The organism is Rhodospirillales bacterium (assembly GCA_016710335.1).
Lineage (GTDB): Bacteria > Pseudomonadota > Alphaproteobacteria > Rhodospirillales > Defluviicoccaceae > JADJXQ01.
In genome coordinates this window covers 104,401-120,641 of the sequence record JADJXQ010000008.1, presented here as the reverse complement: position 1 = coordinate 120,641, position 16,241 = coordinate 104,401, and the positions used below count along the sequence as shown (strand labels likewise).

15 protein-coding genes are annotated in these 16,241 nt (G+C 66.4%); 3 read left to right on the top strand and 12 right to left on the bottom strand.

Going from position 1 to position 16,241, the window contains the following annotated elements:
• Positions 1–60: 60 nt before the first annotated feature.
• A complete protein-coding gene (locus IPM60_13155; GenBank protein MBK8908809.1) occupies positions 61–816 on the top strand; it encodes a trypsin-like peptidase domain-containing protein in 756 nt (251 codons plus the stop codon).
• A gap of 43 nt (positions 817–859) precedes the next feature.
• Here the strand turns inward: IPM60_13155 and IPM60_13150 are convergent, their stop codons facing one another.
• The gene (locus IPM60_13150) at positions 860–1,573 is read right to left on the bottom strand and encodes a response regulator transcription factor (protein ID MBK8908808.1); all 714 of its coding nucleotides are present in this window, start codon (positions 1,571–1,573) and stop codon (positions 860–862) included.
• A gap of 193 nt (positions 1,574–1,766) precedes the next feature.
• Here IPM60_13150 and fliI point away from each other — a divergent pair, with 193 nt between their 5' ends.
• Both fliI and IPM60_13140 read left to right on the top strand, forming a co-directional pair.
• Positions 1,767–3,098, top strand: a complete 1,332-nt coding sequence (gene fliI / locus IPM60_13145) for a flagellar protein export ATPase FliI (GenBank protein MBK8908807.1) — start codon at positions 1,767–1,769, stop codon at positions 3,096–3,098.
• Positions 3,099–3,129: 31 nt separating this feature from the next.
• Positions 3,130–3,555, top strand: coding sequence for a flagellar FliJ family protein (locus IPM60_13140; protein MBK8908806.1), 426 nt, complete (start codon positions 3,130–3,132; stop codon positions 3,553–3,555).
• A 122-nt stretch (positions 3,556–3,677) separates the two neighbouring features.
• Here the strand turns inward: IPM60_13140 and IPM60_13135 are convergent, their stop codons facing one another.
• The 11 genes from IPM60_13135 to IPM60_13085 all read right to left on the bottom strand — a co-directional run bounded on the left by IPM60_13135 (position 3,678) and on the right by IPM60_13085 (position 16,213).
• Positions 3,678–4,514, bottom strand: coding sequence for a MinD/ParA family protein (locus IPM60_13135; protein ID MBK8908805.1), 837 nt, complete (start codon positions 4,512–4,514; stop codon positions 3,678–3,680).
• Positions 4,511–5,524 carry a hypothetical protein gene (locus tag IPM60_13130; protein MBK8908804.1) on the bottom strand — a complete coding sequence of 338 codons (1,014 nt, stop codon included), beginning with the start codon at positions 5,522–5,524 and terminating at the stop codon, positions 4,511–4,513. Before IPM60_13130 ends, IPM60_13135 begins: the two co-directional genes overlap by 4 nt.
• 28 nt (positions 5,525–5,552) lie before the next feature.
• Positions 5,553–7,673 (bottom strand): flagellar biosynthesis protein FlhA, encoded by a 2,121-nt coding sequence (flhA, locus tag IPM60_13125; protein ID MBK8908803.1) that lies wholly within the window; start codon positions 7,671–7,673, stop codon positions 5,553–5,555.
• Positions 7,674–7,848: 175 nt separating this feature from the next.
• On the bottom strand, positions 7,849–9,210 hold the full coding sequence (locus tag IPM60_13120) for a sigma-54-dependent Fis family transcriptional regulator (protein ID MBK8908802.1): 1,362 nt from the start codon (positions 9,208–9,210) through the stop codon (positions 7,849–7,851).
• Positions 9,211–9,235: 25 nt separating this feature from the next.
• Positions 9,236–10,057 carry a MotA/TolQ/ExbB proton channel family protein gene (locus IPM60_13115; protein ID MBK8908801.1) on the bottom strand — a complete coding sequence of 274 codons (822 nt, stop codon included), beginning with the start codon at positions 10,055–10,057 and terminating at the stop codon, positions 9,236–9,238.
• A 25-nt stretch (positions 10,058–10,082) separates the two neighbouring features.
• Positions 10,083–10,451: a flagellar motor switch protein FliN gene (gene fliN, locus IPM60_13110; GenBank protein MBK8908800.1), complete on the bottom strand. Its 369-nt coding sequence runs from the start codon at positions 10,449–10,451 to the stop codon at positions 10,083–10,085.
• Between the two features lie 9 nt (positions 10,452–10,460).
• Positions 10,461–11,144, bottom strand: coding sequence for a hypothetical protein (locus IPM60_13105; protein MBK8908799.1), 684 nt, complete (start codon positions 11,142–11,144; stop codon positions 10,461–10,463).
• 4 nt (positions 11,145–11,148) lie between these two features.
• Complete coding sequence (gene fliG / locus IPM60_13100; GenBank protein ID MBK8908798.1) at positions 11,149–12,168, bottom strand: flagellar motor switch protein FliG; 1,020 nt, start codon at positions 12,166–12,168, stop codon at positions 11,149–11,151.
• Positions 12,169–12,206: 38 nt separating this feature from the next.
• Positions 12,207–13,862 (bottom strand): flagellar M-ring protein FliF, encoded by a 1,656-nt coding sequence (fliF, locus tag IPM60_13095; GenBank protein MBK8908797.1) that lies wholly within the window; start codon positions 13,860–13,862, stop codon positions 12,207–12,209.
• A 162-nt stretch (positions 13,863–14,024) separates the two neighbouring features.
• Positions 14,025–14,279 carry a DUF1153 domain-containing protein gene (locus IPM60_13090; protein MBK8908796.1) on the bottom strand — a complete coding sequence of 85 codons (255 nt, stop codon included), beginning with the start codon at positions 14,277–14,279 and terminating at the stop codon, positions 14,025–14,027.
• A gap of 188 nt (positions 14,280–14,467) precedes the next feature.
• Positions 14,468–16,213, bottom strand: a complete 1,746-nt coding sequence (locus IPM60_13085) for a flagellar hook-basal body complex protein (protein MBK8908795.1) — start codon at positions 16,211–16,213, stop codon at positions 14,468–14,470.
• Positions 16,214–16,241: the final 28 nt, after the last annotated feature.

Sequence of the window (16,241 nt, the reverse complement as noted above, 5' to 3'; positions counted from 1 at the left end):
GCGGGCGGCTTGCGCGTCCGCGGGCGGGCGCTACAATTCAGCGTGGGCGAGGGAACAGCAATGCTTATGACGGCGAGGGTGCTGTCCGCGTGGCGGTGCCGGGGCGGGCGTCGCACCCGGGGGGGTGGCGTGGCGCGGGTGGCGCTGGCGCTGGCGGTCATGTTGGCCGCAGAGCCGGCCGCGGCGTCGGGGTTCTTCGTCAGCGCCGACGGCGACTTTCTGTCTGCCGACCACGCCGTTCGGAAATGCCCGGCGCCTTACGTGGAGACGGAGGAGGGGCGGCTGCCGTTGGAACGGGTCGCGTCGTCGCGCAAACTGGACGTGTCGCTGTTGCGTGCGAAGCGCGGAAATCCCGCCTTCGCGTATTTCCCGATGCGGCCATCGGCGTCATTGCGGGGGCCGCTGACCATGGTGCGGCGCCGCGCCGGGGACGACCAGCTTCGCGTCGTGCACGCGCGCTTCGCAGGATACGCCGAAAACCTTGGCGACAAGCTGGTGGTGCGGGCGGAGCGCCCGATCATCGTCGGCGACAGCGGCAGCCCTCTGGTCGATGCGCAGGGGGCGCTGGTAGGGATGATGGTCGCCAAGGCGGTCAAAGAGAACACCATCGGGATCGCCGTCGACACCTTCACGCTGGTGGATTTCCTTGCCGAGGCCGGGGTAAGCGTTGAGACGGTGGAGCCCGCGGCCCGGCCGGACGGCCGTGAGCGCGAAAGCCCGGAAGCCATAGCCGGCAGGTTTACGTACGCGGTCGGCTGCCTGGCGGCGCTGGAGGACGCGGCCCAACTGCGGTCGCCGGCCTCCCCGCCCCAGTGATTTTCCCGACAACCTCCAGTCTGCCGGCGCGCCATCGGCCGGCTCAGGCGACGGCGGCCGTCGGACGACGCGCCTCGATGGCGGCCGGCTCGCGCAGCACGTAACCCCGGCCCCAAACCGTCTCGATGTAGTTGTCGCCGCCGGTGGCGGCCATCAGCTTCTTGCGCAGCTTGCAGATGAACACGTCGACGATCTTGAGCTCGGGCTCGTCGATGCCGCCGTACAGGTGGTTGAGGAACATCTCCTTGGTCAGCGTCGTGCCCTTGCGGAGCGACAGCAGCTCGAGCATTCCGTATTCCTTGCCGGTGAGGTGCACGGGCTGGCCTTCCACCTCGACGGAGCGGGCGGCGACGTTGACGGTAAGCCGGCCGGTCCGGATCAGCGACTGCGCATGCCCCTTGGAGCGCCGGATGATCGCGTGCACCCGGGCGATCAGTTCCTGCTTGTTGAAGGGCTTGGTCATGTAGTCGTCGGCGCCGTCCGCGAGACCGCGCACCTTGCTCTCAGGCTGCGCCAACCCCGACAGGATGAGGATCGGGGTGTCGATCCGCGAGCGCCTGAGGCGCCGCAGCACCTCCATGCCGTCCATGTCCGGCAGCATCAGGTCGAGGAGGATGATGTCGTAGTCGTAGAGCTTGCCGATCTCGAAGCCGTCCTCGCCGAGGTCGGTGGTGTCGACCACCATGCCTTCGGATTTGAGCATCAGCTCGATGGCGCGGGACATCGACGGATCGTCTTCGACCAACAGGACACGCATTTGCTATCTCCACGGGTACTTAGTGTTCATTAACCATGAGAGGTTGTACTAAACCCCCGTTTGGAGTGCAAGCCAAAAGTGTTTGCTAACGAAAAATACACCTTATGAGAGTTACATGGACGTCGACTGGCGCTGCCAATCGTCCGTAAGGCGCTGACATACATACGAAGTCCGCAGGGAAGCGAACCACGGCATGTTGATCGACAGCATCGTGCAACAGATAGAGCGGCTTCCCGAGCACACCGTTTGCGGGAAGGTCGCTGCCGTCGTCGGGCTGCTGGTCGAGGTCGAGGGCCTCGATGGGTGCCTCTCCATCGGCGACCACTGCCGCGTGGTGGCGCGCCACGGCCGCCCCGTGCACGCCGAGGTGATCGGGTTCCGCAGCGGGCGGGCGCTGGTCATGCCGTTTGCGGCGCTGGCCGGCATCGGTCTCGGCTGTCGCGTCGAAATGGCGACTTCGGGGCCGGTGATCTACCCGCACCCCGGCTGGCTCGGACGCACCATCGACGCCTTCGGCCGCCCGGTCGATGGCAAGGGCCCGTTGCCTCTCGGCTCCCAGCCCTACGCCGTGCAAGCGTCGCCGCCGGCGGCCCACGCGCGGCGTCGCGTCGGCGGCAAGATCGATCTCGGCGTCCGCGCCATCAACACCTTCCTCACCTGCTGCCGCGGCCAGCGCATGGGCATCTTCTCCGGCTCAGGCGTCGGCAAGTCGACGGTGCTGTCGATGATGGCGCGCCACACGGAGGCCGAGGTCAGCGTCATCGGCCTGATCGGCGAGCGCGGCCGCGAGGCGCGGGAGTTCATCGAGGACGACCTCGGCGCGGACGGCATGGCGCGAAGCGTCGTCGTGGTCGCCACCTCGGACGAACCCCCGCTGGTGCGACGCCAGGCGGCGTACACGACGATGGCCGTCGCCGAGTTCTTCCGGGACCGGCAGTGCGACGTGTTGTGCCTGATGGACAGCGTCACCCGCTTCGCCATGGCCCAGCGCGAGATCGGCCTCTCCGCCGGCGAGCCGCCGACCACCAAGGGCTATCCGCCGTCGGTGTTCGCCGAACTGCCGCGGCTTTTGGAGCGGGCCGGCCCCGGCGGCGAAGGGCAGGGCAGCATCACCGGCCTGTTCACAGTTCTCGTCGAAGGCGACGACCATAACGAGCCGATCGCCGACGCCGTCCGCGGCATCCTCGACGGCCACATCGTTCTGGATCGTGCCATCGCCGAACGCGGCCGTTTTCCGGCGATCAATGTGCTGCGCAGCGTCTCGCGCACCCTGCCGGGCTGCAACAGCGAAGCGGAGAACGCCGTCATTCAACGGGCGCGGCGGCTGATGGCGACCTACGAGGACATGGCCGAACTGATCCGCCTCGGAGCCTACCGCAAAGGCAGCGACGCCCAAGTGGACGAGGCCGTTATCCACATCCCGGGCATCGAGGACTTCCTGCGCCAGGCCAAGGAAGAGCGCACCAGCCTCGCCGACGGCTACGCCTCGCTGGCGACCCTCCTCGGCATGCCCGTCCACACCTGAGCGAAACGCTGAACCCGGAGCGGGACCGACGATGGCCCATGACCTGCACAGCCTGATCCGCCTCGCCAAGTCGCGTGTCGATGAGCGGCAACGCCACCTCGCCAATCTCCTCAGGCGCAGCGAGGATCTGGAAGCGCACCGCGTCGCGCTCGATCATCGTCTCGCCCAGGAGCGCCTCGCAGCCCGGTCGGATCCGGTGCTCGCTGGTCTGGCCTACGGAGCGTTCGTGTGTGAAGCTGTGGCCCGCAGGGAACGCCTCTCCGGCGACATCGCCGTGATCGAGGGCCGTATCTACGCCGCCCGCGACGGGCTTTCATCCGCCTATCGGGAGCTTTGCACCCTGCAAACCGCTCAGGAACGCCGCGACCGCCAGCGCGCCACCGCCGCGGCGCGGGCCGAACAAGCGGCCCTCGATGAAATTGGCGTTAACGGCCATCTGCGGCGTGCCGAAGGCTGAGCGCCACGCGTAGCCGCCTGCAGGCGATCAGCGCGACCCCATTCTCATTCGGCTCCGGCAGCGCTCGGCCGATAGCGCCGGCGTTCCTATCCGCCGTCGGCGGAGCGGTTGCTGCCGATTGCTCATCGGTTCGTCCCGCGGAGCGCAGGGAAGACGTCCGCACCGTCGCCGCCGGTCAGGCGTGCAGCGATGGCGTGCACGTCGATGGCGCTCTCGGAGGACGGGCAGCGGGTCAGGATCGATGTCTGGCCGCGGATTGCGTCGCGGACCGATGAGTCGCGGCGCACCACGCCGAGCAGGGGTGGCGAAATCTTCAGAAAGCCTTCGCACGCCTTGTTGAGCGTATTGTAGGTGCGCTCGCCGGCGCGCAGCGAACTCGCCATGTTGACGACGATGCGAATGTCGCTGCCCGGCTTGTCCAAATGGGTGACCTTTACGAAGGCGTAGGCGTCGGTGAGCGAGGTCGGCTCGTCGGTGGTTACCACGGCGCACGTCGGCGCCATGCGCGAAAGCTGGCGGACGGTGCGGTCGACACCGGCGCCAAGATCGACGATCACGTGATCATAGTCGTGCGCCAACGACCTCAGGTCGTCCGCCAGGATCTGCAGGCGTTGTGACGGAACGTTCGCCAACTGGCCCGAGCCGGAGCGGCCGGCGATGATGTCGAACCCCCCATCCTCAAAGCGGACCACCGCCTCGCTCAGGGGAAAGCGGCCGGCGAGAACGCCGCCGAGGTCGTGCTTCGGCATCAGGCCCAACTGGATATCGACGTTGGCGAGGCCGAGGTCGCCGTCGAACAGCAGAATCCGCTGACCGGCATCGGCTAAGGCATGGGCGAGGGTGATTGCCAGCCAGGTCTTGCCGACACCGCCCTTGCCGGAGGCGACGGCGATCAGGTTGCGTCCGCGCGAAGCGTGTTCGGGCCGCGCCAACAGCGTCGACAGGGGCGTAACGGTCATGCGGATGCCTCTTTCTGCGGGATGTGCGCGCGCTCCGCATCGGCGGGGGCGACCGTGGCGGCATGGGGCAGGATCAGCCGGGCGAGGGCGGCGGGGCTGAGGGTGGCGAGGCCGGCGCCGGCATGCGGCCCGGTAGAGACTTCGGCGAACGCCATGCGAGACGCACAGGCCGCCGCCAGCAGTCCGCCCATGCGCTGCGCCATGTCGAGGCGGGTGCCGAGCAGCCGGTGCGCGCCGAGCGAGGCGAAGGCGGAGCCGATGTCGATCGACTCCATGGCGTCGCCGCCCGCCGGCAGCACCAGAACCGGATCGGCGCCGCTCGCTTTGACGATGGCCTCCAGGTGGTCCATCTGAGGACCGTTGAACGGGTTGGTGCCGGCCGTGTCAATCAGCACCGGCGCGGTCGCGGCGGCGGTGACGGCGGCCTGCAGGTCGTCCGGCGTTTCCGCCGTGGCGAGTTCGATGCCCAGCATCCGGGTCAACGCCTCCATGTGCGCGACCCCGCCGGGCCGACGGGCGTCGGTGGCGATGACCGTCGGCGGGCGGCCGCTGCGAGTCAGTCGCGACGCCAGCTTCGCGACGGCGAGCGTCTTGCCAGCGCCGGGGGGGCCGAGCAGGAGGGTGGGCTTGGCGCGTGCCTCGCGCAACAGCGGGCGGAAACTGAACATCGCGTCGAACGCGCCGGCCAGCGCCCGCAACGTCCCTTCGCTCCGGAACGCCACTGCGGTTCGCACCAGGCGTTCGGCCAAGGCTTTCGGAACGCCGTGGTAGGCGAGGCCATGGCGTAGCTCGGCGCCCATGTCCGCGCCGCCGGCGGATGCCGCATCGTCGCCATGATCGCCGCCGAAGGGCATCGACTCGGGTGCAAGCTCCTCCGCCGCCGCGGTCACCCGGACGCCGCCGTCCGGATCCGCATCCACCGAGAGGATGATGGCGTCGTCGCCGAGAGCGCGACGCACTCGTTCCATCGCTTCGGCGACGCTCCGCGCTGAAAAAATCTTTGGCCGCATGATGGTATGGTCCTCTCTCAGGCGTGGCTCAGATCTGGCCGACGGTCTTGATGCGGGCCTTGGTGAACACCTCGTTCTGCGACATGACGACGGTGGCCGGCCGCGCCCTTTCCAGGATCGAACGGACGAACGGCCGGGCATTCGGGCTGGTTAGCAGCACAGGCGTTTCGTCCCGCGCCGCCAGTCGGTCGTAGGCGTTGCGAACGGCGACGATGAACTCCTGCAGGCGGCTCGGCGCCATCGCCAGTTGCCGGTCCTCGCCGGAGCCGACCAAAGCTTCTGCAAACGCCTGCTCCCAGTCGGGGCCCATGACCACGATGGGAATGAAGCCGTGCGCATTGGCATTCGTGGCGCTGATCTGGCGGGCGAGGCGGGTGCGAACATGCTCGGTAATGGCTGTGACGCTGCGGCTTGCACCGCACGCCTCGGAAATGCCCTCCAGGATCGTCGGCAGGTCGCGGATGGATACCCGTTCCGCGAGCAGGTTCTGCAGCACCCGCTGAATGGCGCCGACCGAGATGCGGTTGGGGACGAGGTCGGCGACCAGCTTCTGATGCTGCTTGTCGAGATCGTCGAGCAGCTTCTGGGTCGCCGCGAACGACACCATCTCCGCCATGTTGTCCTTGACCACCTCGGTGAGGTGGGTGGTGATCACCGTCGCGGGATCGACCACTGTAAGCCCGCGGAAGGTCGCGTCCTCGCGATGCTGGGGTTCGATCCACATCGCTGGCAGGCCGAACGTCGGCTCCCGGGTCTTCTCGCCCGGCAGCGCGATGTCCTTCCCTTGAGGGTCCATCACCATCAGCATGTTCGGCCGCAATTCAGCGCGTCCGGCCTCGATCTCCTTGACCCGGATGACGTAGCAGTCGGCGGCGAGCTGCATGTTGTCCTGGATGCGGACGCTCGGCATGATGAAGCCGATCTCGGTCGCCAGCTGCCGGCGCAAGGCCTTGATCTGCTGCGTCAACTGGTGGCCGTCGTTACCCTCCACCACCAGCGGCAGAAGACCGTAACCAAGTTCGAGCCGGATGTGATCCATGTGAAGGGCGGCGGTGATCGGCTCCTCCGCCGGCGGGATCGCGTCGGCCGCCTCTTGCGCCCTCGCCTCGTCCTCGGCGACGCGGCGGCCTTGACCCTTGTACACCGAGAACGCCAGCCCCCCGGTGATCCCGGACAACAACACGAACGGCAGCATCGGAATGCCGGGCAGTAGCGCCAGCGCGCCGAGCAGGAACGAACTCATGCCGAGAGCCTTGGGATCGCCGCCGAGCTGGCGAAACAGGGCCTTATCGGTGTGCTCGCTGACGCCGGCCTTGGTCACCACCATGCCGGCTGCGACCGAGACGATCAGAGCCGGGATCTGCGACACCAGGCCGTCGCCGACGGTGAGGCGGGTGAACGTATCGGCGGCGGCGGTGAAGCTGAGGCCTTGTTGGGCGACGCCGATGAACATGCCGCCGACTACGTTGATGACGGTGATCAAAAGCCCCGCCACGGCGTCACCGCGGACGAACTTGGCGGCGCCGTCCATGGCGCCATAGAAGCTGCTTTCTTCTTCCAGGGTGCGGCGCCGGGCGCGGGCCTCATCCTCGTTGATGAGGCCTGCGGAAAGGTCGGCGTCGACCGCCATCTGCTTGCCGGGCATAGCGTCCAACGTGAAGCGCGCCGCGACCTCGGCGATGCGGCCAGAGCCTTTCGTAATCACCACGAAGTTGACGATGACTAGGATCGTAAAGACGATGATCCCGATCACGAAGTTGCCGCCCATGACGAAGCCGCCGAACGCTTCGATGACCTCGCCGGCGGCGCTCGTGCCTTCGTGGCCGTGGGCGAGGATGAGCCGGGTCGACGCCAGGTTTAGGGCGAGGCGCACCATCGTCGACAACAGCAGCACGGTGGGAAACGCGTTGAAGTCGAGCGGCTTTTCGATGAACAGCGCTGTCATCAAGACCAGCACCGAAAAGGTCACGGAGAACGCCAGGCTGACGTCCAGTAGCCAGCGCGGCATCGGCAGGATCAGGACCACCAGCATCGACACCACGCCGAGGGCGAGCGCGATGTCGCCGCGTCTGAGCGCGCTAGCGACGCGCCCCCGCATATCGCCGCCGAACCCTGGCGCTGCCGCCGGCACTCCTGTTCCGTCAGCCATGGTCACGTCCGATCATGCCGTCTCCGTTGCGGTGGGCGGGAGATCACATCCCGCTGAGCGTGCAAGGCTCACCCTGCGACAATCTCAGGATGAGGTACTGCGGGTATGGTTAACGAAGCCTTACCGGCAAGCGCGGCAGCACCGAGACGCACAGCGCCTTAGCCCGTGACAGCCGTCACGCCGCAGACGGGTCGCCTACGCCGGGCATCGGCACAGCGGCGCCTTCGGCGGCGTATTGCTTCAGCTTGTTGCGGAGCGTGCGGATGGAGATGCCGAGGATGTTGGCGGCGTGGGTGCGATTGCCGAGGCAGTGGTACACGGTGTCGATGATCAGCTCCCGTTCGACCTCGGCCACGGTGCGCCCAACCATAACGGCTCCGGCGTCATCCGCGTTGAGCCGCGCTGGGCGCTTGGCTTGGCCGGACGCTGCGCCGCCGAGGCCGCCACCGACCAGGACGGCGTCAGGGCCGATGCGGTTGTTGTCGGCGAGGAGCACGGCCCGGTGGATGGCGTTCTCCAGTTCGCGCACGTTGCCGGGCCAGTCATGGCGGAGCAGGGCGTCGCGCGCTTCGTCGGTGAGCACCGGCACCGCCACGTCGTTGGCCCGCGCGTACTTCTCGAGGAAATGCCCGGCCAGAAACGCGATGTCCTGCGGCCGCTCGCGGAGCGCCGGGATGTTGAGGGTCAGCACGTTGAGCCGAAAATAGAGGTCCTGGCGGAAGGTCCCGAGGCTGACGCAGTCTTCGAGCCTGCGATTGGCGGTGGCCAGAATGCGCACGTTGATCTTGACCGGGGCGGAGCCGCCGACCCGGTCGATCTCCCGCTCCTGGATCGCCCGCAACAGCTTGGCCTGCAGGCGAATGTCCATCTCGCTGATTTCGTCGAGCAGCAGGGTGCCGCCGTTGGCTTCCTCGAAGCGGCCAATGCGCCGCGCCACGGCGCCGGTGAAAGCGCCCTTCTCGTGACCGAACAACTCCGATTCCAGAAGCTGCTCCGGAATGGCGGCGCAGTTGACGGCGACGAAGCGGCCCTGGGCGCGGCGCGAGCGGGAGTGCAGGTAGCGCGCCATAAGCTCCTTGCCGGTGCCGGAGGGGCCGTAAATGAGGACGCTGGCGTCACTCGGCGCGATGCGGTCGGCGATGGTCAGCAATTCCGCCATGCGCGGATCGCGGTGGATGATGGCGTGGCTTTCCTCTGCGACCGCCGCCAGCACTGCGGCGATGAGTTCGGCGTTCGGCGGCAGCGGCAGGTATTCCTTGGCGCCGGCCTTGATGGCGCGCACCGCGGCGCGGGTATTGTTGCCAACCCCGCAGGCGATCACCGGGATGGCGATGCGCTCCGAGGCGAGTTGCTCGATCAGGACGCCGACGTCGAGATTGACGTCGACCATGACCAGATCGGCGCCCTTGCCGGAGCGGAGGATGTCCAAGCCGCCGTCGAAGTTTTCGGCGTGCAGCACGGTGGCGCCGCGTTCAATGGCAATGCGCGAGGCGGCGCCGATGTGTCCGTTGAGAATGCCGATGATGAGTAGACGCATGATCCCGTACTCCTTGGGCGCCGCGTTAATCGAAATACCGCACGCGCTCGGCCGGCGGCAGCACGCTGTTCAGCAGTATCTCCAGCGCGCGGGGGTTTTCCTGGCGGCCGATGGAGACGGCGCCGAGAAGATAGATCTGGTTGAGCAATGCGTCCGCTGCCGACAGGCGATCCAGCCGGGTCGCCAGCGGTGAGAACACGAGGTTTGCCAGTATGGCGCCGTAAAGGGTGGTCAACAGCGCGACCGCCATGCTTGGACCGATGGCGGCCGGGTCTTCCAGGTTGCCCATCATTTGCACCAGCCCGATCAGGGTGCCGATCAGGCCCATGGCCGGCGCATACTCTGCAGCTTTGCGCAAGACGCCGGCGCTTGTAGCATCCCGCTCCCGCGTCGCCTGCAGATCGCGGATGAGGATGGCCTCCAATGTTTCCGCGGCAATGCCATCCACCGCCAGCGACACGCCCTTCTGCAGAAGCGGATGGGCGCTGATCCCCGGCAGCGCCGTCTGCAGTTGCAGGACGCCCGCCTGACGGGCGCGTTCGGCGAGGGCCAGCACCTGCATCGCCGCTTCTCCCGGATCGCGGCCGGTGTGGAGCAGGGCCCGGGCGGTGACGCCGAGGGCGTTGACCACGTCTCGGAGCGAATAGCAGATGGTGACGACACAGAACGTTCCGCCGAGGACGATCAGGAGCGAAGGCGCGTTGATGAACGGTCTCGGGCTGCCGCCGATGACGATGGCCAACACGATCATCGCCAAGCCGCAGGCAAGCCCGGCGACCGTTGCCCGATCGACCGGCGCCTTCTTCCGGACCGGCGTGGGTGCGCCCCGCGGCAGAGTGACGTTCATGTCGGCCTCGGCGTCGGCAGCCATGTCAGCCCCGGTCGCCCTTGACGATCTCGGTCATCGTGACGCCGAGGCGATCCTCGACGACGACCACTTCACCCCGCGCCACCAGGCGATTGTTCACGTAGATGTCGATGGCTTCACCGACCTTTCTGTCCAACTCGACCACGGCGCCGCGGCCGAGCTTGAGGAGCTGATTGACCTCCATGGTGGCACGGCCGAGGACGGCCGAAACCTGCACCGGAATGTCGTAGACGGCCTCCAGGTCCTGGATGCCGCGCCGGGCGGCGGCATCCGACCCGCGCGAGTTCCCATCAGAACTCCTGCCGGCCGCCGCTCCACCTTTGGAGGCGGCCTGATCAAGGTTCTGGAAGTCCATGTTGGCCTGTTCAGACATGACGTTCTCCTACCTGTTCAAGTGGGCCGCTTCAGGCGTCCCGATGGTGTCGGTGATGATGGCGTCGATCGAGGCCCGCAGCGCGGCGACGTCTCGGCAGGCGCCGCCGCCGGCCCATGCAATCCGGCAGTCGCCCGCCGCCATGGCGTCGTCGGCGACCACGTCGACCTGTCCGGCGAATCCTCGGGATCCGGCCAGCGCCTGAATTCGTTCGGCGACTGCCTCGCGGAGCGCGCCGGCAACCGTTATCGTCAGCTTCGGCTGATCGAGAACCTGCCCCATGACCGCTCCAGTGACGCGCGCGATCTCGCCGAGCGCGCCCCGGCGGCTGAGATCGGGGAGGAGCTTGTCGACGATCGCGGTGGCCAGCGCTGTCGCCTGACGGGCGATCGCTGCGTCGCTGGCCTGCGCAGCGGAGAGGGTCTGCGCGAGACGCTCGCCGATCATCGCCAAAGCGCCTGCGATGCGTTGCTCGGCATCCTCGGCGGCCAGCGCTTCCGCTTCGCGGCGCCCCTGCGCAACGCCCTCCGCCACGCCGTCCGCATATGCCCGCGTCACGTCCTCTTGGCTGAACACCGGCGCCGCCGGCTCCTCATGAAGGACGACGACGTCCGCGTCGGCGGTCGCGTGCGGCGGCGTCGGTGCCGGATGCTCGAAGCTGCGCTCGAAGCGGTACTTGACGACGTTGGACATGGCCTCAGTACACCAGTTCGTCTTTGTCGCTGCCGGTCGCGACGGTGATCTCGCCGGCGTCGATCAGCGTCTTGGCGACAGTGACGATCCCGGCCTGGGCCTCGTCCACCTCCCGCAGCCGAACCGGCCCGAGTGCTTCCATGTCTTCCCGCATCATCTTGGCGGCGCGTTCCGACATGTTGGTGAAGATCAGTTCCTTGACCTTCTCGGAGGCCCCCTTGAGCGCCATCGCCAGTTGGTCCTTCTCAACCCGGCGCAGCAATTGCTGAATGCCGCTGCCGTCGATACGAGACAGATCCTCGAGGGTGAACATGAGTTGCTTGATGCGGTCGGCGGCGTCGCGGTTGCGTTCCTCGAGCGCCGACAGGAACCGGTTCTCGGTGGTGCGATCGAAATTATTGAAAATTTCGGCCATCATTTCGTGGGAGTCGCGCCGTGAGGTGCGAGCCAGGTTGGTCATGAACTCGGTGCGCAGCGTGCGCTCGATGTGATCGAGGATGTCCTTCTGCACGGTCTCCATGCGCAGCATGCGGAGCACCACTTCCATGGCGAAGTTCTCTGGCAGCATGGAGAGCACGTGGGCGGCATGATCGGCCTTGATCTTGGAGAGCACCACCGCCACGGTCTGCGGGTACTCGTTCTTCAGGTAGTTGGCGAGCACCGCCTCGTTGACGTTGCCGAGTTTGTCCCACATGGTGCGGCCGGCCGGGCCGCGGATCTCGTCCATGATCTGGTTGACCCGATCACTGTCGAGATACTTGCTGAGCAGGCGCTCGGTGGAGTGGTAGCTGCCGACCAGCGAGCCGGTGGCGGAGAGCTGGTCGGTGAACTCCACGAACAGGCGCTCGACGATCGCGGAACTGACGGTGCCGAGGTTGGCCATGCTCTGCGACAGCTCTTTGATCTCGTCCACATCCATTCGCTCAACCAGCTTGCCCGCGTTGCTGTCGCCGAGCGCGAGCAGGAATACCGCCGCTTTCTGCTGGCCGCTGAGTTGGCGGATGTCATCGTTGAGACGGGCCATGTGTCATCTTTCCCGTGATCGGTCGGTTGAGGTTTGGGTCAGCGCTCTTCGTTGAGCCAGCTGCGAAGGATGGAAAGCGCTTCCTCCGGATGGCGATCCACGATCTCGCCGACCTTTTTCACCATAGACGCGCGCACGCGGCCTTCGACGCGATCGAGGTCGATCATTTCGTCGCGATCCCCGCCGCCGCTGGCGTCGCCAAGGGCCGCAAGGGCGTTGCCGCCCGAACCGGCCAGCGCCGGCAAATCGGACGAGGGACCGGTCAGCGCTGTCGCATTGTCGCCGCCGCTGCTTGGCATGATCTCCAGCGTCCGCGTCATCAGCGGGCGGATGACGAGCAGAATGACCAGGAGGGCCAGCACCAACAGCGCCAGATACTCCGCAAGCTTGAACACGTCGGCTTTGGTAAGGCCGAGGATCAGCGTGGCGTCGTCCTCGATCATCGGTCCTGCGTCTGCGAACTGCATGTTGATCACTTCGACCGTGTCGCCGCGACCGGCATTGAAGCCGATGGCGCCGCGCACCAGGGTTGCGAGCAGGTCCAGTTCGTCCTGACTGCGCGGCGTGTAGGTCATGGTGCCGTCGCCGGCGTCGACGTAGGTGCCGTCGAGCAGCACCGCCACCGACAGGCGGTTGACGATCCCGGCCTCGCGGACGTGGTTGATGACTTTCTTGGAAATTTCGTAGTTGACCGTCTCTTCGGTGCGGGATTCGTTGGATTGGGCGCCGGCCGTGCCGAGGCCGGTGTCGCCGGGGTCCGGCAGATTGCCTTCGACGCTGACCACCGGATCGTCGATCCCTTCCTGATTGGCCGCCTGTTCCTCGATCGTTTGGGTGGATCGCACCACCTGGCCGTCGGGATCGTAGATCTCCTCACTGGTGTTGACGCGGTCGAAGTCCATATCGGCGGTGACTTCGGCACGAACCTTGCCGGGGCCGACGGTACGCTCGAGCAGGCGCTCGACCGTCTGCGCCAGGTGTGTTTCCACACGAGCGCGCTGCTGCTCCGCCCTCTGGTTGAACGCGGCGGCGGTGTCCTGATCCTCGAAGCCGCCGGCGAGCAGGGTTCCCTTGTCGTCGATGACCGAAATGTGGCCGGGAACGAGCCCGGGGACGCTCGATGCGATCAGGTTTTGAACGGCCAGCACCTGGGAGGTGCTGAGCCGCTGGTTGCCGCGCATCTTGAGGACGACGGATGCGCTCGGCTCCTGGCGCTGGCGGCTGAACAGCTCCCGCTTCGGCAACACCAGGTGGACCCGAGCGCCCTGCACGCCGTCGATGGAGCGAATGGTGCGCGCCAGCTCGCCCTCGAGCGCCCGCACCAGGTTGATGTTCTGCATGAAGTCGGTGGCGCCGAAGGTGTCGGCCTTATCAAACAACTCATAGCCCATGGAACCGCCGGTTGGCAGACCCTGGTCAGCAAGGCGCACCCGGGTGCGCGGCACCATGTCGGCGGGGACATAGATGGCGGCGCCGTCGCTCTTGAGCTCGTAGGGAATGCCACTTTTTTCCAGTTCGGCCACCACTGCCGCCGAATCCGCCATCTCCAGATCCGTGTAGAGGAGAGCGAACTGCGGCGTCGCCAGGCGCGCCATGATCCACACGAAAAAGCCGACGGTCGCTGCCATCACGCCGGCGATGATGGCGAGGCGCGTCGCGCCAAGATTCCGGAAGATCTGGAGGACAGCGTCCATGGCGAACCTTCGAGCCGTGTGGGAAAACGATGCGCGTCATGTCTTGGAATGTCTTGGGGCGTCGTTTCTCGAACGCGACCGTAAGGCTCGCTTGGTGAAGAAGTGGTTAACCGGTGGGAAGAACTTGCCGGCCGTCGCCGGGGCGGGGAAGGCGCGGCGGCGTCAGGTGTGCTGGCGGACGCGGGCCCGGAGGCCATCGACGCCGTGCTGCTTCAGTCCGCGTTCCCATGCCAGGAATTCCTCCACCGAGAGGGCGTAGCGGGCGCACACCTCCTCCAGGGTGATCAGCCCATCCTGAACGGCGGCGACCACCCGGGCCTTGCGGCGAACCACCCAGCGGACGGTGTTGCTGGGAGGCAGATCCGGCTCGGCGCTTGTGGAGGGAGGGTGCTTGCTGTTGATCATCGCTGACGCCATCTGGCCTTTCTCGTCGCCTTGAGTGAGGGAATTGTTGCGCAGCCGATTTAAAAACAGGCTAACGAAATCAATCATTAAGCAGGCAATCCGCTGACTTAATTGACTAAAATGAGTATCCTCAACGGGGCCCCAACTCGCTGTCGGGGCCCCGCCTGGGATTTCATGCCTTCAGCCGAACCGGTTCAACGTTACCGCTTGATGCGCATCAGTTCCTCGAGCATTTCGTCGGATGTCGAGATCACCCGCGTCGACGCGGAGTAGGCACGCTGGACGATGATCATGTCCGAGAACTGGGTGCCGATGTCGACGGTCGAGCCCTCCAGGGCGCTTTGGTTGATGGTGCCAGCCGGGCTGGTGCCGGCAATCCTGAGGATCGGCTCGCCCGACGCCGCGGTGGCGTTGAACACGTTGCCGGAGCGGCTGCTGAGCCCGGCCGGGCTGGTGAACGTCACCACCGGAAGCTGAAAGATCGGCCGCATTTGGCCGTTGTCGAAGATGGCGGTGAGCAGCCCGTCCTCGGAAACCGAGAGCCCGGCAAAGCTGCCGAACTGGGCGCCGTTCTGCTGCGTGAAGCCAGGGGTGAAATCCTGGCCGAACTGGGTAATGCCCATTGGTTCGCCGGGGGTGCCGAAATCGAGCGAGATGCGGTGAATGTCCGCGAAGCCGTCGGAGTCGATGTCGGTCTCGTTCATATCCCCGGCTCCGTCGGTGAAACCAACAATGGCCAACTCGCTGGCGTTGAACGCCATCGGCAGGCCGTCGGCAGAAAACTGGATGGCGGGCCCGGTCACCGTCTTCTGCTTGACGACGAACGTGGACGCATTGGCGACAATGCTCGATGAGGCGCCCTGGGCGGTCACCGCCTTCCCGTTGGCGTCCTTCAGGTTACTGAGGTCGACCGTGACATCCTCCGCCGCCCCTCCGGTAACGGTGCCGCCGGTGATGATAATGGCGGTCGGATCACCTGGCTTGGTGGCGATGACATGGTCTCCCGCGGCCCCTGCAAATTCGGCGTCGCTCGCCTTGACGGAGGCGACGAGGCCGGCGACGGCGTCGGCAAGGTTGGTGACGCCTGCGTTGGGCCACGACGCAGTGCCGTAGGTGTAGGTGTTGCCGTTGATGTCGACGCTGGTCGTGCCGGGCGCCCAGGTCGTCGGGTCGCCGGTGAACTCGAGCTGGCCGACGCTCTGATAGACGCCGGTGCCGGAGTTGTCATAGACGGTGGCAGCGGCGGCATGGGACGGTGGTTCCAGCCGCAGGTCCCACTGGTTCGCTGCCGACTTGTTGAACTGGAAGCTGATGCCGGTGGCGTTGCCGAGGCTGTTGAACATCCGGACGTCGATGGTGTGCTGATCACCGACCGCGGCGCTGGCCGGGAGATTGGCCCCGAGTGCGATGCTGGAGGTCGGCGTGGCGGTGCCGCCGACGCGGTCGAGGTTGACGGTTTCGAAGAAGTCGGGAGAGATGATGTTCCGATTAGTCTGAGCGGCGCCGCTGCCGGACGGTAGCACCGTATTGCCCAGGACGTCGACCGGCCAGCCTTGCAGATAGAAGCCGGCAGTGTTGCGGAGGTAGCCCTGCTCGTCCTTATAGAAGGAGCCAGCACGGGTATAGAGAAACTCGTCGCCGTTGCCGGGCTGGCTCGCTTCGTTGACAAGGAAAAAGCCGTCGCCGGAAATCGCCAGGTCGGTCTGCGAGGTGGTCGACTGCAACAGCCCCTGCGCGCCGTTCAAGGTCAGCGGCCGGGCCTGTACGCCGCCGGCTGAATGGAACGTGCTCGAAGCCTGGGCGGTGACCAGGGTCATGAAGCTGGTTTCGGTTTCCTTGTAGCCGACGGTGTTCACGTTGGTGATGTTGTCGGCAATGGCGCCCATGGCGCTGCTCTGGGCGGTGAGGCCGGAAACGCCGGCGTTGAGTGCACCAAACAAGCTCATCGATAGTCTCCTGTCTTGAGATCAGGCT